This window comes from Corallococcus sp. Z5C101001, assembly GCF_007352635.1.
Lineage (GTDB): Bacteria > Myxococcota > Myxococcia > Myxococcales > Myxococcaceae > Corallococcus > Corallococcus silvisoli.
On record NZ_VKLU01000005.1, the window covers coordinates 513,464 to 529,636 of the forward strand.

Annotated in this window: 17 protein-coding genes; 12 read left to right on the forward strand and 5 right to left on the reverse strand. The window is 70.8% G+C overall.

The window, feature by feature from the left end; genetic code table 11:
* Nucleotides 1-15 precede the first annotated feature (15 nt).
* Genes FOF48_RS12480 through FOF48_RS12495 form a run of 4 tightly spaced genes read left to right on the forward strand, consistent with a single transcriptional unit; the run spans nucleotide 16 to nucleotide 3,863 of the window.
* Nucleotides 16-1,539: an AarF/ABC1/UbiB kinase family protein gene (locus FOF48_RS12480; protein ID WP_143901173.1), complete on the forward strand. Its 1,524-nt coding sequence runs from the start codon at nucleotides 16-18 to the stop codon at nucleotides 1,537-1,539.
* A 22-nt stretch (nucleotides 1,540-1,561) separates the two neighbouring features.
* Complete coding sequence (locus tag FOF48_RS12485) at nucleotides 1,562-1,900, forward strand: antibiotic biosynthesis monooxygenase (protein ID WP_143901175.1); 339 nt, start codon at nucleotides 1,562-1,564, stop codon at nucleotides 1,898-1,900.
* 11 nt (nucleotides 1,901-1,911) lie between these two features.
* Nucleotides 1,912-2,976 (forward strand): chemotaxis-specific protein-glutamate methyltransferase CheB, encoded by a 1,065-nt coding sequence (gene cheB / locus FOF48_RS12490; RefSeq protein WP_143901177.1) that lies wholly within the window; start codon nucleotides 1,912-1,914, stop codon nucleotides 2,974-2,976.
* Nucleotides 2,977-2,978: 2 nt separating this feature from the next.
* Nucleotides 2,979-3,863, forward strand: coding sequence for a protein-glutamate O-methyltransferase CheR (locus FOF48_RS12495; protein ID WP_143901179.1), 885 nt, complete (start codon nucleotides 2,979-2,981; stop codon nucleotides 3,861-3,863).
* Here the strand turns inward: FOF48_RS12495 and FOF48_RS12500 are convergent.
* Nucleotides 3,853-4,773: a diacylglycerol kinase family protein gene (locus tag FOF48_RS12500; protein ID WP_143901181.1), complete on the reverse strand. Its 921-nt coding sequence runs from the start codon at nucleotides 4,771-4,773 to the stop codon at nucleotides 3,853-3,855. The two genes, FOF48_RS12495 and FOF48_RS12500, sit on opposite strands and share 11 nt — an antisense overlap.
* 156 nt (nucleotides 4,774-4,929) lie before the next feature.
* On the opposite strand from FOF48_RS12500, the gene FOF48_RS12505 reads away from it, so the two are divergent.
* The 3 genes from FOF48_RS12505 to FOF48_RS12515 are packed head-to-tail and all read left to right on the forward strand — an operon-like array spanning nucleotide 4,930 to nucleotide 6,967.
* A complete protein-coding gene (locus FOF48_RS12505; RefSeq protein WP_143901183.1) occupies nucleotides 4,930-5,607 on the forward strand; it encodes a Fic family protein in 678 nt (225 codons plus the stop codon).
* Nucleotides 5,604-6,269: a hypothetical protein gene (locus FOF48_RS12510; protein WP_143901185.1), complete on the forward strand. Its 666-nt coding sequence runs from the start codon at nucleotides 5,604-5,606 to the stop codon at nucleotides 6,267-6,269. Before FOF48_RS12505 ends, FOF48_RS12510 begins: the two co-directional genes overlap by 4 nt.
* The gene (locus FOF48_RS12515; protein ID WP_143901187.1) at nucleotides 6,266-6,967 is read left to right on the forward strand and encodes a hypothetical protein; all 702 of its coding nucleotides are present in this window, start codon (nucleotides 6,266-6,268) and stop codon (nucleotides 6,965-6,967) included. Before FOF48_RS12510 ends, FOF48_RS12515 begins: the two co-directional genes overlap by 4 nt.
* Before the next feature lie 12 nt (nucleotides 6,968-6,979).
* On the opposite strand, the gene FOF48_RS12520 is transcribed toward FOF48_RS12515, so the two are convergent.
* Together FOF48_RS12520 and FOF48_RS12525 are read right to left on the reverse strand one after the other, a co-directional pair.
* Nucleotides 6,980-7,654, reverse strand: coding sequence for an Hsp20/alpha crystallin family protein (locus tag FOF48_RS12520; RefSeq protein ID WP_143901189.1), 675 nt, complete (start codon nucleotides 7,652-7,654; stop codon nucleotides 6,980-6,982).
* 169 nt (nucleotides 7,655-7,823) lie between these two features.
* Complete coding sequence (locus tag FOF48_RS12525) at nucleotides 7,824-8,711, reverse strand: PhzF family phenazine biosynthesis protein (protein ID WP_143901191.1); 888 nt, start codon at nucleotides 8,709-8,711, stop codon at nucleotides 7,824-7,826.
* Nucleotides 8,712-8,855: 144 nt separating this feature from the next.
* Between FOF48_RS12525 and FOF48_RS12530 the strand changes: the two genes are divergently transcribed.
* Nucleotides 8,856-9,635, forward strand: a complete 780-nt coding sequence (locus FOF48_RS12530) for a YdiY family protein (protein ID WP_143901193.1) — start codon at nucleotides 8,856-8,858, stop codon at nucleotides 9,633-9,635.
* Between the two features lie 25 nt (nucleotides 9,636-9,660).
* On the opposite strand, the gene FOF48_RS12535 is transcribed toward FOF48_RS12530, so the two are convergent.
* Nucleotides 9,661-10,344, reverse strand: coding sequence for a helix-turn-helix transcriptional regulator (locus FOF48_RS12535; protein ID WP_143901194.1), 684 nt, complete (start codon nucleotides 10,342-10,344; stop codon nucleotides 9,661-9,663).
* Nucleotides 10,345-10,406: 62 nt separating this feature from the next.
* Between FOF48_RS12535 and FOF48_RS12540 the strand changes: the two genes are divergently transcribed.
* The 3 genes from FOF48_RS12540 to FOF48_RS12550 all read left to right on the forward strand — a co-directional run bounded on the left by FOF48_RS12540 (nucleotide 10,407) and on the right by FOF48_RS12550 (nucleotide 12,403).
* Nucleotides 10,407-11,540 carry a cytochrome P450 gene (locus tag FOF48_RS12540; RefSeq protein WP_143901196.1) on the forward strand — a complete coding sequence of 378 codons (1,134 nt, stop codon included), beginning with the start codon at nucleotides 10,407-10,409 and terminating at the stop codon, nucleotides 11,538-11,540.
* Entirely contained in the window at nucleotides 11,537-11,884 is a 348-nt protein-coding gene (locus tag FOF48_RS12545) for an antibiotic biosynthesis monooxygenase (RefSeq protein ID WP_255442108.1), read from the forward strand. The genes FOF48_RS12540 and FOF48_RS12545 overlap by 4 nt, the downstream gene beginning before the upstream one ends.
* Nucleotides 11,885-12,049: 165 nt before the next feature.
* Nucleotides 12,050-12,403 carry a hypothetical protein gene (locus FOF48_RS12550; protein WP_255442109.1) on the forward strand — a complete coding sequence of 118 codons (354 nt, stop codon included), beginning with the start codon at nucleotides 12,050-12,052 and terminating at the stop codon, nucleotides 12,401-12,403.
* Nucleotides 12,404-12,423: 20 nt separating this feature from the next.
* On the opposite strand, the gene FOF48_RS12555 is transcribed toward FOF48_RS12550, so the two are convergent.
* Nucleotides 12,424-15,108, reverse strand: coding sequence for a M1 family metallopeptidase (locus tag FOF48_RS12555; RefSeq protein WP_143901200.1), 2,685 nt, complete (start codon nucleotides 15,106-15,108; stop codon nucleotides 12,424-12,426).
* A 103-nt stretch (nucleotides 15,109-15,211) separates the two neighbouring features.
* Here FOF48_RS12555 and FOF48_RS12560 point away from each other — a divergent pair, with 103 nt between their 5' ends.
* On the forward strand, nucleotides 15,212-16,102 hold the full coding sequence (locus FOF48_RS12560) for a hypothetical protein (protein ID WP_143901202.1): 891 nt from the start codon (nucleotides 15,212-15,214) through the stop codon (nucleotides 16,100-16,102).
* Nucleotides 16,103-16,173: the final 71 nt, after the last annotated feature.

Here is a 16,173-nt window from a genome sequence, read left to right on the forward strand (position 1 = left end):
CGGGAGCCACGGCGCGTGAGAACCGGACTGATGCGATGGTGGGAGCTGGGCCGCGTCGCCCAGGCCTCCAAACGCCTGCGGCGCGCGTCCCGACCCCAGGACGTGGAGCCCGCGCGGCACGAGCTCGCCGAGCGATTGCTCGGGCTGCGCGGGCTGCCCCAGAAGGTGGGGCAGGTGCTCACGCTCTCCGAGCTGGGCACGGACACCCCGGGGTTCGGTTCGCTCGCGGAGGCGCCCTCCCCGCTCGCGCCCGAGGCCGCGCTGGAGGAGATCTCCCGCCGGCTGGGCAGGCCGTGGCGGGAGGTGTTCGCGACACTGGAGGGCGTGGGCATCACCGCGTCGCTGGGGCAGGTGCACCGGGGCGTGCTGCGGGACGGGCGTGCCGTGGCGGTGAAGCTGCGGCACCCGGGCATCGTGGACGCCGTGCGGGATGATCTGCGCGCGCTGGGGTGGCTGGCGGCGCCGCTGGGCGGCTGGCGCGGGAAGCTGGACCTGTCCGCCTACCGTCGCGAGCTGGCGGAGATGCTCCAGCGCGAGCTGGACTACCACCTTGAGGCCCAGGCCCTGCGGGACGCGAACGCGCGCCTGTCGGAGGTGCCGGGCGTCACCTCCCCGGTGCCGGTGGACGCGCTCGTGCGCGAGGACCTGCTGGTGATGAGCTGGGTGGAAGGCCAGCCGCTGGCGGAGGCCCGGCGCTGGAGCGACGCGGACCGCCGCGCGCTGGCCACGACGCTGGTGCGGCTGTTCCTCCACGGCTGCTTCACGTGGGGCGTGCTGCACGCGGATCCACACCCGGGCAACTACCGCGTGTCACGAGGCCCGGACGGACGGCCCGTGCTGGGGGTGCTCGACTTCGGCTGCGTGAAGCCGATTCAACCCGAGCTGCCCCTGGGGCTGGGCCGGTTGATCGCGCTCCTCCGGGGACCCGCGCCGGAGGCCGACCATTTGCTATCCGCGTGGGTCACGCTGGGCTTCGCGCCAGAGCTGCTGGAGCCCATGGCGGAGGCGCTGCCCGCCATCAGCCAGGTGCTCCTGGAGCCCTTCCTCCAGGACCGCCCCTTCGAGGTCAGGAGCTGGCGGTTGGGGGCGCGGATCTCCGAAGCCCTGGGGCCCCACCGGTGGAACTTCCGAGCGGCAGGTTCCGCCTCGCACCTCTACGTCCTGCGCGCGTTCCATGGGCTGGTGCGCCACCTGGAGGTGCTGGACGCGCCGCTCGCCTGGGGCCCCCTGCTGGACGAGGCGCGCGCCCCCTCGCTGCCGCCTCCGCTTCCACCGCCCGCTTCGCACCTCGAGGGGGCGGCCAGGTACCTGCGGGTGCGGGTGACGCAAGGGTGCCTCACGCGCGTGGCGCTGACCTTCCGCGCGGATGTGACGGCGCACCTGGAAGAGCTGTTGCCGGACGACCTGGCGCGAAGGCTCGCGGCGCGGGGCCTGGATCCAGCGGCCATCGGCGCGGCGGCGGTGGCCTCGGGGCTGCGGCCTTCGGAGCTGTTCCACCTGGACGAGGGCGACCGGCAAGTCCGGGTCTGGCTCGAGTGAACGACGGACAAGGAGGTGGCGGATGGTCACCATCGGCATGAACTACGAAGTGCGAGAGGGCAAGGCGGAGGCCTTCGAGCGGAAGTTCGCGCTCGTGTTGGAGGCCATGCGAGCGCTGCCCGAGCACGCCAGGACGGAGCTGTTCCGGAGCGTGGAGGCTCCGGGCCGCTATCTCATCGTCTCCGAGTGGCACACCCGCGAGGGCTTCGACGCCTTCGTCACCTCGGAGGCCTTCCACCGGGTGACGGACTGGGGCGCCAGCGCCATCCTCGCGAGCCGGCCCCGGCACGAGGTGTACGGCAACGCGGCCTCCAGTTCCCCCGCCGGGGGCCGCTGCCCGGTCGCGCACGCGGCCCGGTGAAGAGGGGGCCCATGAACGCCATCCGGGTCCTGGTGGTGGACGACGCGGCCGTGGTGCGGCGGCAGGTGTCCCTGCTGCTGGACGCGGATCCGGGCCTGGAGGTCGTCGCCACCGCGCCCAACGGCCGCATCGCGCTGACGAAGGTGGAGCAGTTCCAGCCGGACGTGGTGCTGCTGGACCTGGAGATGCCGGACCTGGACGGGCTGGAGACGCTCAAGCTGCTGCGACAGCGCGCGCCAGAGCTGCCGGTGGTGATGTTCAGCGCGCTCACCGAACGCGCGGGCGTCCTCACCCTGGAGGCGCTCGCGCTGGGGGCGCGTGACTACGTGACGAAGCCCACCTCCGCCGGGGGCCTGCACGTCACCGTGGAGGCGGTGCGGGAAGAGCTGGTGCGCAAGCTCAAGGCGCTCCATGTGCGCGCGTCCCCCGCGCCCCCCGCGCAGGCCTCCGTCCCACGCGCGCCCCGGGCCCGCGCACACGCGCCCTCGCGCGTGGAGGCCATCGTCATCGGCGCGTCCACCGGGGGCCCCGGCGCGCTGGTGCGCGTGGTGTCCGCGCTGCCCGCGGATCTGCCGGTGCCGGTGCTCATCGTGCAGCACATGCCGCCCCTCTTCACCCGGCTGCTCGCGGAGCGCCTGGAGGCCGCGAGCTCGCTGCGCGTGCGCGAGGCGGTGTCCGGAGCGTTCGTCCAGCCTGGCGCGGTGTGGGTCGCGCCGGGGGACTTCCACCTGGCCGTCCGCCGGGATGCGGCGGGAGTGCGGCTGCACACGCATCAGGGGCCCGCGGAGAACGCCTGCCGTCCGGCGGTGGACCTGCTCTTCCGCTCCGCGGCGGACGTGTACGGCCCGGGCGTGCTGGCGGTGGTGCTCACCGGCATGGGGCAGGACGGCCTGCGCGGATGCCGCCGGGTGAGCGAGTCGGGCGGTCAGGTGGTGGTGCAGGACCAGGCCAGCTGCGTCATCGGCAGCATGCCGGGCGTGGTGGAGCAGGCGGGGCTCGCGGACGCCGTGGTGCCGCTGGACACCCTGGCCACGGAGTTGGTGCGGCGCGTGGAAGCACGCGGAAAGAGGACGTAGTCATGCCCCTGCTTCCCGAGGACTTCTCCTACCTGCGCCAGCGCGTGCTGCGAAGGTCCGGGTTGGTGCTGGAGTCCGACACGCACGCGCTGGTGGAGACGCGGCTCACGCCGCTCATGCGCGAGGAGCGACTCCCCGACATCACCACCCTGGTGGCGCGGCTGCGCTCGCAGCCCGAGGGCAGCGCGCTCCACCAGCGGCTGGCCGAGGCCCTGGCCAACCACGAGACGGCCTTCTTCCGGGACGCGCCGGTGTTCGACGCCCTGCGCTCCACGGTGCTGCCCGCCCTGCTGGCCCGGCGCGGCCGGACGCGGACGCTGCGCATCTGGTGCGCGGCGTGCGCCTACGGGCAGGAGCCCTACAGCGTGGCGATGACGCTGGCGGAGGCGGGGCTGCTCATCACCGGCTGGACGGTGCGCATCCTCGCGACCGACTTCTCCCTCCGCGCCCTCAGCCGCGCCAGCGAGGCCCGCTATGAAGCCCAGGAGCTCCACCGCGGCGTGACGCCCGTCCTGCGCCAGCGCTACTTCCACCAGGAGCGCGACGGGTGGCGGCTGAACGAACAGGTGCGCAAGCCGGTGGAGTTCCGCCCGCTCAACCTGATGGAGGACTTCCCACTGGAGGCGCCCGTGGACCTCGTGCTGCTTCGCAACGTGATGATCTACTGGGACGTACCCACGCGGCGCGCGGTGCTCGCCCGCGTGCGGCGGATGCTGCACGCCGACGGCTACCTGGTGCTGGGCGCCGCGGAGGCCGCGCCCCTGGTGGAGGACGGCTTCACGCGGCACCTCATCGGGCAGACGAGCTGGTACCGCCCCGCGCCCCTCTCCACCGGCGCGCCCGTGGAGCACGGCTCGCGCACGCCCCACTCCAACGCTACACCTTGAGGCGGATGGCCCCCGGCAGCAGCGTCATGGTGCAGGGCAGCCGGCCCGGAGTCTCCCCGTCCACGTCCAGGAACACGTCGCCCGTCTCGGACTCCGCGTGGAGCGTGCGGCAGCGCAGGCGGCGCGTGCCCTTCCAGTTGACGTGGTCGCCGTTGTAGACGCCCTTCGACTTGAGGACGAAGTCGGACAGGCCGTAGTTGGACCAGAGGGTGACGTCGAAGAGCCCGTCGTGCGTGAGCGCGTCCGGCGCGACGAACATCCCGCTGCCGAAGTAGCGCCCGTTGGCCACGGCCACCGCGGTGACGCTCACCGTCTCCGGCGCACCGCCATCCACCGTGAGGCGCACCTGCTGCTCGGTGTACTTCATCAGGCCCTTCACGGTGCCCCACATGAAGCTCAGGTTGCCGCCCAGCGCCTTGCTGCCCTGGTTCACCTCGCGGGCCACCACCGCGCTCACGCCAAACGACGCGATGTTGGCGAAGAAGCGCGTCGCTGGGTTGCCGTCGTTGTCGATGAACTCCAGCCGCCCCACGTCGAAGGGCTCCGTCTTCTCCGTGCGCAGCCGCTCCAGCGCGGACGTCAGCTCCAGGTCCCACCCGAACGTGCGGCGGAAGTCGCCCCCCGTGCCCCGGGGCAGCAGCCCCAGCGTGGCTTGCGGGTTGATGACCTGCCCGTCGCGGAAGAAGCCGTTGGTGACCTCGTTGAGGGTGCCGTCGCCGCCCACCGCGACGATGCACTCGTAGCCGTCCTCGATGGCCTGCCGCGCCAGACGCGCCGCATCCATGCCGCCGCTGGTGAAGCCATGCCCGAACTCACCGAGCACCCGGCCCACCTGCGCGGAGATCTCCACCCATCGCTTCCCCGTCTGCCCGTTGGCGCTGCGCGGGTTGACCACGAGGAACGTCTTCATTCAGTGCCATCTCCCTGCTGCGAGAACGGCTTGTTTACGCAATTGTGAGCCGGGGCTCCACTCCATGACCCACCAGAGGCCTCAAGGGCCCGGGGTGTTTGTCACCCGGGGCTGCTCGTGATGGGCTGTCCCCTCGTCGTTTTCCCTGGATCCCGAGTGAAAGCCCCGTCCCCGACCGAGCAGCTCGCGCCCCACCGGGAGGCCACGCGAGGCCTGGACTGGGACCTGCCGGCGCTGCGCGCGGACCTGGCGGCGGCGTCGCGGCAGCCCTTCCACGAGACGCGCGCCCAGGAGGACTTCCTGCACCGCCATGACGCACCCGCCCATGATTCCCAGGGGGTGGCGCGAACGGAGCGCTTCGAGCGGGCCCTGCACCGGGTCCGGCGGTGGGCGGACGCGGGGGAGCCCCTGACGTTCGCCCGGATGGCGGAGGCCCAGGCGGAGGCGCTGGGCGGGCCCACGGGCTTTCGCACCGGGGACGCGTTCGCGCATGGAGGCGCGCACCGCTACGCGCACACACCGGGCCTGGAGGCGGACTTCCGCGCGAAGGTGGAGGCGGACGCTCGTGAGCCCCGCCATCCGGTGGCGCATGCCACGCGGTTGTACCTGGACCTGTGTTTCTTCCATCCGTTCCCGGACGGCAACGCCCGGGCGGCGCGGCTGTGGCTGGAGTTCATGCTGCGGCGGGGCCGGCTGCCCACCCCGCCGCTGGCCCCCGTGGTGCTCTGGCCCAAGCGGCCGGGAGACGCCGTGGGCTACACCCGGATGGCGAGGTTGCTGGCGCGGAGCATCGCGGGGCCGGACGCCCCGTGTCGCAACGAGGTGCACGGATGAACCCTGAGGATTCGTTGAACTCGTGGCGACAAATCCGCGCGAGCCTGGCCGCCTATGATCCGGTGGCGCTGGCCTCCCGGCTGCGAGAGGTCCTGGCCCCGTTGAAGGCCGGTGACTTCTCGAAGCCTGCGCTCCAGCCGCGCATCGAGGAGGTGAAGCAGCTGCTCTGGAGCGAGCTGGGCCCCTGGTACAACCTGAGCGGCCTCTCCCTGGGAAACGCGAGCCTGGGGGGCTACTGCTGGTGTCACTCGTTCTTCAATCAGGCGCCCGTGCCCACCCGGGACGTGGATGAGAACATCGAGCTCATGCTGGAGGCGCTGGAGCGGATTCAAGAGTATCTGGATGCATTGGACGCCGTGTTCGAAGCCACGCGGGGTGAGCTGGCGGCGGCCGCTGGCAACGCGAAGCGCCGGGCGAGGGCGCTCGCGGACGGACTGGTTGAGACAGTGGAGGTCACCGCCAGGATGACCGGCTGCGAGGATGCCTGGTATCGGATCGCGGAGCGGGCACTGTGGTGGTGCGTCACGGCGCTGGACCTGTATGTAAAGCCGGCCGCGGAGAAGCTGATGAACACGTGCTTCGTATTCGGGTCCTGGGTGGCGCCGTCCGAAGACGCGCTCAGGTCCGCGGCGGCGAGGGTGGCTGCGTCGGTGGCGCCGTGAGCAAGACGGCCCTGGGCTCCTGGCAGCGCATTCGCGACAGCCTGGACGGCTACGAGCCGGAGAAGCTGATCCGGTTGCTGCGTGAATACCTGACGCCCCAGGTCCCGCCGGGGACGCGCAAGCTGACGGATGCGCAGCACGACGCGATGGCGAAACACATCCAGCGGCTGCTCGAACAGAACCTGGGTCCCTGGTACACGGAGACGGGCGTCTTCCTGGGCAATGAGAGCATCGGTGGCTACTGCTGGTGTCACCGGTTCTTCAGACAGAAGCCCACGCCGAACATGAGCGTTGAATACAACATCCAGCTCATGATCGACGCGCTGGAGCGCTCGCGGGAATGGCTGTTCAAGCTGGACGCCCGGTTTGAAGCGCTCCGGCGCGACCTGCCCTCGGCGCCTGATGACACGGACATCCGGATGCTCGCGTTGGCGGACGGACTGGTCGCGACGCTGGACATCACCATCCAGGCCACGGCCTGCGAGGAGGCCTGGTATGGCTTCGCGGACCGGGCCCTGGGGTGGATGTTCGACGCGCTGGGGCTCCGGCCGGGCTATCAGGCCGGCAAGCTGATGAACAAGCTGTTCGCCTTCGAGTCCTGGCACGCGCCGCCCCTGGAGGAGCTGCGGGACTCGGCGGAGAAGGTGGCGGCGGCCGTCGTGGAGGACGAAGGCCGTCGTCACACCCACAAGCGCTGAAGCGCCCGTGGCTCAGTGGACCGGCTTCTTCTGCGTCGGGCGTGAGCCCCCCTTCACCTCGATGCGCCTTCCTTCGGACCTGGCCTGGGGAAGCTTCAGCGACACCTCCAGCACGCCGTTCTCGAAGTGCGCCTGGGCCGTCTCCGTCTCGATGCCTTCCGGGAGGGGGATGGCCCGGCGGAACGAACCGGAGCCGCGCTCCATGCTCCAGATGCCGTCTTCCTCCCCTTCCTGCTCGAAGGCGCGCTCGCCTTCGAGCACGAGCAGGTCCTCCAGCACCTCGACGCGGATGTCCTCCTGCTTCATGCCCGGCAGGTCCGCCCGAACCAGCAGGTTCCCGTCCCGCTCCAGCACGTCCACCTGCGGCGACCACAAGCCGCCCTCCGGGGCGCCACGCCCCCGCAAGCCCAGGGCGCCACCCGCGAAGTCCGTGAAGAGCTGATCCATGTCCTCCATCATCCGGCTCATCAGGCCAAACGGGCTCAGGGAGAGGACGTCACGCAACGGCGCAGGGGAATAGGACTCGCGGCGCGTGATGCCGGCTCCCTGCTTCGGCTCCTGTGCCTGGGGAGGGGACTTGGGCGCGCCGGCTTGCCTGGGACCGGACGCGCCTTCCTGGGCATTCTTCACCGCGGGCGAGGCGGGGGATGACCCGCGCGCCCCCGGGTTCGTGTTGTCGGCTGCCATGACATCCTTTCCCCGATGAGCCCGGCCACCGCGCAGCACCGGCGAAGCAAGCAGGGACGTGATTGTCCCAGCCCAAAGCTTGCGGCGCACGGGGAGGCCATCAAGAGCCGGGCACGGCAGCCTCGTGGCAGCCCGTCAGGCCTCCGCTGTCTGTCATTGGCGGCCAGCGCTACGCGAGGAGGGTCGCGTCCATCACCGTGAGCGCCACCCCGCCGACACGGGCGCGCTCGATGTGGCCGGGACGGCCCGTCACCTGGATGTCGATGCGGCCCGGCTTGCCGAGCGTGTCTCCCTGTTCGATGCGGCTGTGAACCGTACCTCCCTGCGCTGGCAGGCGGAGGCTCCCGTGCTCGACGAGGTAGGCTGCCAGCGGCCCCGCGGCGGAGCCCGTCACGGGATCCTCGAGGACGCCAAAGCCTGGAACGAAGTAGCGCGCCTGCGCCACGCTGCCCTCCTCCTTCGCCTCGCGGGTGAAGAGGTAGACGCCGCGAACCCCATGAGGCATCAGCAGCGTGTTCAACACCGCGCCCCGGGGCGTCAGGGCCTCCAGGTCCGCCAGCCGCTTCATGGGCACCATCAACCGGTGGCCCTGGCGGATGACCGGCAGCGCCGGGTCCACCTGCTCGGCCGTGCCCCCTACGGCGGCCATCAGCGGGTCCATCGCCACGGGGTTCGGCTGCACGGGCGGCTGGGGGGTGACGATCCACACCCGCGTCTCCCGCGCGCCCCGGGGCTCCAGCTCGATGTCGAACGAACCCGCGGGGCACTCCAGCGTGTACACACCCGGGCTTCGCAGCAGGCCCTTCTCCGCGAGCAGGTGGAAGGTGGCCACGGTGGCGTGGCCGCAGAAGGCGATCTCATCCATGGGCGTGAAGTAGCGCAGGCGCACCGTGGGGTCGCCCGGGCGGGACAAGACAAAGGCGGTCTCCGACGCACCGACCGCCGCGGCGGTGCGCTGCATCGTGGGGACGTCCAACGCCGCGCCGTCGAGCACGACGCCCGCGCGGTTTCCGGCACCGGCGGTGCGGGTGAAGGCATCGATGATGTGGACCTGCATGGGCGGGCTCCGGGTGGCTGAAGGGGCGCGAAACGGCGCAGGCATGCTCCCCTCCCCCGCCGCCGTCAAGCGCCGACCCGGCACTCCATCGCCCATGCAGAACAGGGTTGAACCGGCCCCCTTGAACAGGCACAGCGGAGGGGCATGAAACAACTGAAGACAGGTGGGTGGGGGCTGGTGCTGGGGGTGCTGCTCCATGCGAGCGCCGCCTCGGCACAGATCGTCAATGTCCAGGCGCTCTTCGACGAGAAGGCGGAGCTGGGGCCCGCCGCGTCCATCGAGCTGGGCGGCGACTGGCGCACGGGCAGCACGCGGCTCTTCACCGTGCGGGGCTCGCTGGTGGGCCAACTGCGCTCGGAGCGGAACGTGTGGCTGGGCATCATCCGCGGGGAGTACTCGTTCGCCAGTGGCGAGCGCATCGTGAGCCAGGTCCTGGAACACGTCCGCTACCGCCGGAAGCTCAGCGACAGCGTGTCCAGTGAGGTCTTCGCCCAGCACGAATACAACGAGTTCCGCCGGCTCCAGTTCCGGGCGCTGCTGGGCGCCGGGCCCCGCGTCGTGCTGTTCAACGAGGACGCCACGGGGCTCACCTTCGGCGTCGCGCTGATGGTCGAACACGAGCGGCTGCGCAAGGACGGCGAGGCGGACGCGGGCGACCGCTACACGGATCCACGCGTGTCCAGCTACCTGCTGGGCCGGCTGAAGTTGATGGAGAACATCCAGCTGGTGGAGACGGTCTATTTCCAACCGCGCGTCACGCGCCCCTCCGACCTGCGCGTGCTCAACGAGACGCTGTTCGCGGTGACGCCCAACCCCCGGGTCACGGTGGGCATTGGCTTCAACCTCACCTACGACAGCGCGCCCCCCGCGACGGTGCCGCCCCTGGACACGCAGCTGCGCACCACCGTGGGGGTGAAGCTCTAGAAGTGCCTCGGCGTCGCGGGTCCGCTCATGGCGAACCGAAGTAACGCCGCAGTCCTCGCTGTCCCGTGGGCGTGACGGTGAGGCCCCGGGAGTCGGGCTGACGTTCAACCCATCCCAGCGCGAACACCCGCGAGGCGAGCGCGGCCCCCAGCGCCCCGGCGAGGTGGTCGCGCCGCTCGCTCCAATCGAGACACCGGTGGGCGAACTGGCGACGCTGTTCGCGCAGCGGGGCCACCTCGATACCGAAGGCCGTGAACCAGTCCTCTCCCGTGTCCGTCAGGGCGAAGGCCCTGCGCCGGAGGGACAGGTGCCCGGCCCGCAGGAGCGCGTCGGTGATGTCCATCCCCAGCCTGCCCGCCAGATGGTCGTAGCAGTAGCGCGCGGCCCGCAGGGGCTCCGGTGTCGCGGAGGCCCGAGGCCCCCGGACCGCCACCGCCATCATCGCTTCCACCATTCGCGCCACGGTGGGTGTGGCGATCCGGAACACCTTGTTGCGGCCCTGGCGCGTGGAGCGAAGCAGCCGGGCCCCCTCCAGCCGCTGGAGGTGCGCGGTCGCCGTCGCCGGACTGACGCCGGTGCCGAACGCGAGCTCCTTCGCGACGAGCGCACGCCCCTCCATGAGCAGCTCCAGCATCCGGATCCGCGTGGCGTCGCCCACCGCGCTGGCGAGCGTCGCGAGGTCCGGCCCTGCATTCATCGTTCGCTCCATGACGAACCCTTTCCTAGCACCGAGGCCTGAAGAACGACGAGAGTCTCCGCGAGCGAGGCCCCATGAGACCGCCCACCGACCCGTATCTGGCCGTCACCCATCCCGACCCCTACCCGTTCTACGCGGGGCTTCGTGCCAGGGGAGGACTGCACCGCATCGAAGGGTTCGACCCGTGGATCGCGGCGGACGGAGCCACGGTCCGGGCCGTGCTCACCAGCGAGCACTGCCGGGTGCGGCCTCTGGCGGAGCCCGTCCCCCCGCACCTGGGCGGCACCGCCGCGGGCGCGCTCTTTGGACGCCTGGTGCGCATGAATGACGGAGGGCCGTTCCCCACCGTGAAGCGGGCCCTGGCGAGCTCGCTGGAAGAGATGATGTCGGCGCTGGAAGCAGAGAGCCGCCGCTGGTCCGCCCGGCTCTTCGCGGAGCCCTCCATCGCGCTCCTTCCAACCCGGGCACTCCAGCTGCCTGTCTTCGTGCTCGGCACGCTGCTGGGCCTTCCAGAGGACGGGCTGGACGCGTGCGTGCGGGACGTGGAGGCCTATGTCCGCTCGGTCGTCCATTCCCAGGCGGTCAGCGAGGGGGCGGCGAGCGCCGCGCGGCTGACCGGGCGCGTGGAGGACTGCGCCCAAGCGAGGCCAGCACTGCTGAGCCGCTTCTCCGCGCGAATGCAGGAGGGCGGTGCGCCAGCCGAGCTGCGCACACCCAACGCGGTGGGACTGCTCACTCAAGCCTATGAGGCCACGGCGGGGCTCCTGGGCGCGTCGCTGCTCGCCATTGCCAGGATGCCGTCGCTGCGGACGCAGCTCGCACGCCGTGAATGCACCATGGAGGACGTGGTGCGGGAGGCGGCCCGGCACGAATCCCCCGTCCAGAACACCCGGCGCTTCGTCCACTCGCGGGTGTCCGTCGCGGGCCAGGAGCTGGAAGCAGGTGCGACCGTGGTCGTCGTGCTCGCGGCGGCGAATCGCGATCCCCAGGAGAATCCCCGGCCCGACGACTTCCTGCCCCGGCGCGTGGACCGCCGGACCTTCACCTTCGGCCTGGGTACTCACGCCTGTCCAGGCCAGCGGCTGGCGGAGACCATGGCCGTCGCGGCGGCGGAACAGGTGCTCGCGAGCGGCCTGGACCTGTCTCCCCTGTCGGGCCCCGTCACCTGGCGCGCTTCCACCAACACCCGCATCCTGAGAGGACCATGATGATCGCTGTCATTTTCGAAGCCTGGGCTCACGAGGACCACCATCAGCGGTACCTGGACCTGGCCGCGTCCCTGCGTCCCCTGCTGGCAGGCATGGATGGCTTCATCTCCATCGAGCGCTTCCAGAGCCTCAGCGAGCCCGGCAAGCTGCTGTCGCTGTCCTACTGGCGCGATGAGGCGGCAGTGGCGGAGTGGCGGCGGCTGGAAGCCCACCGTGAAGCACAGCGCGAGGGCCGGGAGGGGGTGTTCAACGACTACCGGCTGCGCGTGGCGCACGTGCTGAGGGACTACGGATTGAAGGACCGGGCGGCCGTGCCCGCCGACAGCCGCACCGCGCACGACTGAGACGGCGACCGCACCGCGTCCATCTCCCCGGCCCTCCGTCCATCGGGCCGCGTGCGCGGCCGCCTCTCCGGTCGCGTGCGGGCAACGACTCCCCACCTTCTCCAGGGGGTGCACTGCACGATGAGACACGAGCGTTGGAGAGGAGTCGGGGGACTGGCGGCCCTGTTGCTTGGGCTCCCCGTGCTGGGTCAGAGCGGAGGCATCCCCGCGGGAGCGCCCCAATTCTCCTGCTTCGAGGCGGCCCGGGCGGGCGGCGCGGTGACGGACACCCTCGCGGCCCAGCTCTGCCAGGGCGCCCGCTCCGACTCGCCAGCCCGGTGCTTCCAGCGCGTCCAGGCGGGAGGCTTCCTGTCGGATCCGCAAGCGCTCCAGCTCTGCCAGTACGCCACGCCCGAGGACGATCCCGCCTCCTGCTTCTTGAAGGCGAGAACATCCTCGTTCGTGGACGAGACCCAGCTCTTGCAGCTCTGCCGACCGCCCATCGCGGAGATGCTGCAACTGTGCCCCTACGGCCCCTGAACCGCGCCCACTGGCTTCATTCAGTGGGTGCGGAGGAAGTCCCGGATGCTCGACAGGTGGAGCTTCTGGGATTCGGCGCACAACTGGATGGACTCCAGGGCCCGGGCCAGGGCGCGTGGACCGCCTTCGATCTTCTCCACGCGGGGCTTGAGGAACGCCTCCACCTGGGCCCGCTGCGTCTCATCACAGAGATTTCCCAGACGGCCAATCAGCCCGCCCATCTCGTCCGAGCGCAGTCGCTGCGCCAGCTCATCGAAGTGCGCCTGATAGAAGCTCAAGGCCCGCGACTGCGACTCCGGGATGACCAGCGCCATCTTGAGGATGATCTCGGAGTCCCTGACGTCGAAGTCCGACCCCATGACGAGCGCCAGCGCCCGCTCCACCAGCTCCGGGGCGCGGAAGAAGGCCAGGGCCGTCAACAGCCGCGTGCGCTCGTTGCGGTCCTGTTCCTTCTTCGCGGCCGCCAGCAGCGCGTCGAACAACGCCGCGTCCCCGTGCGCCGCCGCCCAGGGCAACGCATTCGACAGCGCCTCGGGATCCACTGACTTGCGGTCCGCCAGCCACGCACGGACCAGCGGCGCGGCCTCCTTCGCCAGCTTGGGATCATCGCCGAGCCCCGCCGCCAGCGCGAGCAACAGCGAGCGCGACTGCGTCATCGCGTCATCGTCTCCGGCCTTGGGCATCCAGCCGAGCGCGCGCGCGCGCGGCGCATAGAGCGACGCCACCCAGGCCCGGAAGCGCTGCCGCTCCTCCACGGTGAGCTGATCCTCACGCACCCGGTGAAGCAACGCGGCGCCCCCCTGCACCACCAGGCGATCCGCCGACCGGGCGGTGGCGGGCACCGCGCTCAAGGCCTGCCCCAGTGGCAGGATCCCCCGAGTCACCGCCGCGTCCACGTCCGCCCAGAGCGCCACCTGCTCCCCCACCGTGAAGGCGGTGGCCGGCGTCGAGAGCAGCTTCGTCAATTGCTCCCGCGTGTAGCCGCCCCGGTAGTAGCCCGTGCCGCCCGCGTTGAGCAGCACCCACGCCGGGCACTGCTTCAAAGGCAGGGACACCTCCGCCGTCCGCCCCTCCATCATCGAGCACACGCGGGACGACTGCGCGCCGGTTCCCGCGCGAAGGCACACAGGCACGAGCCATTCCTGCTGGGAGCTCGCCTGCGATCCCACCGGCAGGTAGCGCTCCTGCGACAGCTTCACCGTCGGCGTGCCTCCCTTGGGGCATGACACCTGCGCGGACACGCTCGCCGCGCCGCCCTGCTCGATGAAACCGCCAAAGGACCGCGCCACCTCCGGTCCCGCCGCCTGGGACAGGTCCGCGAGGAAGTCCTCCATCGTCGCGACGCCCCAGGCGTGCTTGCGGACATACCCGCGCAGCGCCTCGCGGAAGCGCTCCGGACCCAGCCACGCCTCGAACATGGCGATGACGGACGAGCCCTTGTCATACGTCGTCCCGTTGTCGAAGGAGCCGACGATGTCGCTGTTGCTCGTCACCGGCTTGCGCACCGGCAGCGCGGCCTCCAGCGCGTCCGACTCCAGCGCGTTGCGGGTCGCGGACATGGCGCGCTCCTGCTGGAAGTTCCAGGAAGGCTCCAGCCGGTCCACCGTCTGCCGGTCCAGCCACGCGGTGAAGGACTCGTTCAGCCAGATGTCGTTCCACCACGCGCAGGTGACGACGTCGCCGAACCAATAGTGGCCCAGCTCATGGTTGGCGATGACGGCGTAGGACTTGCGCCGGGCCAGCGTCTCCTCGCCAGGCGGGATGAGCGTGAGCGGCTGTCCGAGCGCGACGATGCCCGGGTGCTCCATGGTGCCCCAGTAGCGGGGCACCACCGCCACATCCAGCTTCTCGTACGGATAGGTCTGATCGAAGAAGTCCTCCAGGCCCTTCACGATGCGCGGCGTGATGCTCGCGGCGTACCGCGTCTCCGCGCCCCGGCCCTTCGGCACGACGAAGCGCAGCGGCACGCTCGCGCGCCCCACCGTGCCCGCCTCCACCACGTCGAACGGCCCCACCATGAAGGCCACGAGGTAGCTGGGCATGGGCTTGCTCTCCGCGAACGTGACCCGCTCCAGCCCGTCCGTCAGCGGCTCGCGAGACACGACGGGATGGTTGGCCACCGCCACGTGCCCCGCCTTCACCGTGAAGCGCAGGCGCCACGGCACCTTGAAGGTCGGCTCGTCGAAGCACGGGAACGCGCGGCGCGCGTCGATGGGCTCGAAGAACGTGTAGAGGTAGGGCTCGCCCCCTTCCGCCTGGCCGTAGATGCCCTGGCTGCGCTCGCGGTCCACCTTGCCGGTGAAGTCGATCACGAGCCGCGCCCGGCCCGCCGGCAACGCCTCCGGCAACAGCAAGCCCAGGCGCCCCTCGTCCGCTGTCACCGGCTTCGCCTCCAAGGTGCGGTCGCCCACCACGACCCGGGCTCGCGTCACCTCCAGGTCCTGCGCGTGCAGCCACACCTGGCGCACCGGCTCACGGACCTCCACGTCGATGGTGACGCTGCCCGGATAGGTGTCCTCCGAAGGCACCAGCTTCAGATCCAACGCGTAGTGCACGGGCCGCACGGTGTCCGGCAGACGCAGCGCGGGGGGAAGGGCCTCCGGCCACGCGACGGCGGGAGGCGCGGAGGCGGACGGCGCGGCCTCCGGTGCGTGGGCACAGCGGACGGTCAAAGCCAACAGGACGAGCAGAGGGAGCAGACGCATGGGGGCCCCAGCTTAGACCGGCGCGCGCTCGCCCACCGGGATGCTTTCACCGTCGGGAGCCGCTACCTTCCCGCTCTGCTTTTCCGCACAAGCCGAGGAAAACATGATGCATCACGGCCGCCGTCTTCCCTCCCTCGTCGTGTCCCTGCTCCTGATGACGGGCTTCGCGTTGCCTGCCAGCGCGGACACGTACCAGACCTACACAACGCCCACGGTCAATGGCTTTCAGATTGGCACGGTGCAACCCAACTTCCCGACAGGCAATTACAGCACCCCCACGGACACCGCCCGCCGCTTCTGCACGGACCAGGGCCACAGCGGGGCGCGGTCCTTCACCACCGCCATCCGGGGCTCCGCGTATACGTACATCATCGGCACGGGCGGCGTGGGCGTGTGGAACACGACGGGCAACGCGAACGTGACGATGATTGAATCCGTCACCTGCTTCACGTCCATGACGGAGGTCACGTACACGGCGCCGACAGTGGATGGCTATCCGGTGGGCACTGTCCAGCCGCTCTATCCCACGGGCAACCTCAGCACGGCCGCGGACACCGCCCGCCGCTTCTGCACGGACCTGGGGCACGCCGGCGCGCTGCGCTTCACCAGCACGGTCCGTGAGTCCGCGTATTCGTACGTCGCCGGGACGGGCGGTGTGGGCCCCTGGAGCAAGTCCGGCAACTCAAACGCGACGATGCTGGAGTCCATCACCTGCTTCCATTCAGCGGAGGTCGCGTACGAGACGCCCAAGGTGAATGGCTTTCAGATCGGCACGGTCCAGCCGAACTTCCCCACGGCCAACCTCAGCACGCCCGCGGACACCGCCCGCCGCTTCTGCCAGGACCAGGGGCACGCCGGCGCGCTGAGCTTCACCACCGCCATCCGGGGCTCCGCGTATACCTACATCATCGGCACGGGCGGCGTGGGCCCCTGGAACACGACGGGCAATGGGAACGTGACGATGATCGAATCCATCCTCTGCATCACGTACTAGCCGGACGTCCGGGCCGGGAGGGAGCCACGGGCGCGCTCCCGGCCGACAGCCTCCGACTTCCAGATGCGCCG

Bases quoted from the DNA above. Each gene is read 5' to 3' on its own strand.
- FOF48_RS12530 (WP_143901193.1), top strand. From the start codon at position 8,856: ATGAAACAACTGAAGACAGGTGGGTGGGGGCTGGTGCTGGGGGTGCTG.
- FOF48_RS12535 (WP_143901194.1), bottom strand. From the start codon at position 10,344: ATGGAGCGAACGATGAATGCAGGGCCGGACCTCGCGACGCTCGCCAGC.
- FOF48_RS12545 (WP_255442108.1), top strand. From the start codon at position 11,537: ATGATGATCGCTGTCATTTTCGAAGCCTGGGCTCACGAGGACCACCAT.
- FOF48_RS12540 (WP_143901196.1), top strand. From the start codon at position 10,407: ATGAGACCGCCCACCGACCCGTATCTGGCCGTCACCCATCCCGACCCC.
- cheB (WP_143901177.1), top strand. From the start codon at position 1,912: ATGAACGCCATCCGGGTCCTGGTGGTGGACGACGCGGCCGTGGTGCGG.
- FOF48_RS12485 (WP_143901175.1), top strand. From the start codon at position 1,562: ATGGTCACCATCGGCATGAACTACGAAGTGCGAGAGGGCAAGGCGGAG.
- FOF48_RS12510 (WP_143901185.1), top strand. From the start codon at position 5,604: ATGAACCCTGAGGATTCGTTGAACTCGTGGCGACAAATCCGCGCGAGC.
- FOF48_RS12495 (WP_143901179.1), top strand. From the start codon at position 2,979: ATGCCCCTGCTTCCCGAGGACTTCTCCTACCTGCGCCAGCGCGTGCTG.
- FOF48_RS12500 (WP_143901181.1), bottom strand. From the start codon at position 4,773: ATGAAGACGTTCCTCGTGGTCAACCCGCGCAGCGCCAACGGGCAGACG.
- FOF48_RS12525 (WP_143901191.1), bottom strand. From the start codon at position 8,711: ATGCAGGTCCACATCATCGATGCCTTCACCCGCACCGCCGGTGCCGGA.
- FOF48_RS12520 (WP_143901189.1), bottom strand. From the start codon at position 7,654: ATGGCAGCCGACAACACGAACCCGGGGGCGCGCGGGTCATCCCCCGCC.
- FOF48_RS12555 (WP_143901200.1), bottom strand. From the start codon at position 15,108: ATGCGTCTGCTCCCTCTGCTCGTCCTGTTGGCTTTGACCGTCCGCTGT.
- FOF48_RS12560 (WP_143901202.1), top strand. From the start codon at position 15,212: ATGATGCATCACGGCCGCCGTCTTCCCTCCCTCGTCGTGTCCCTGCTC.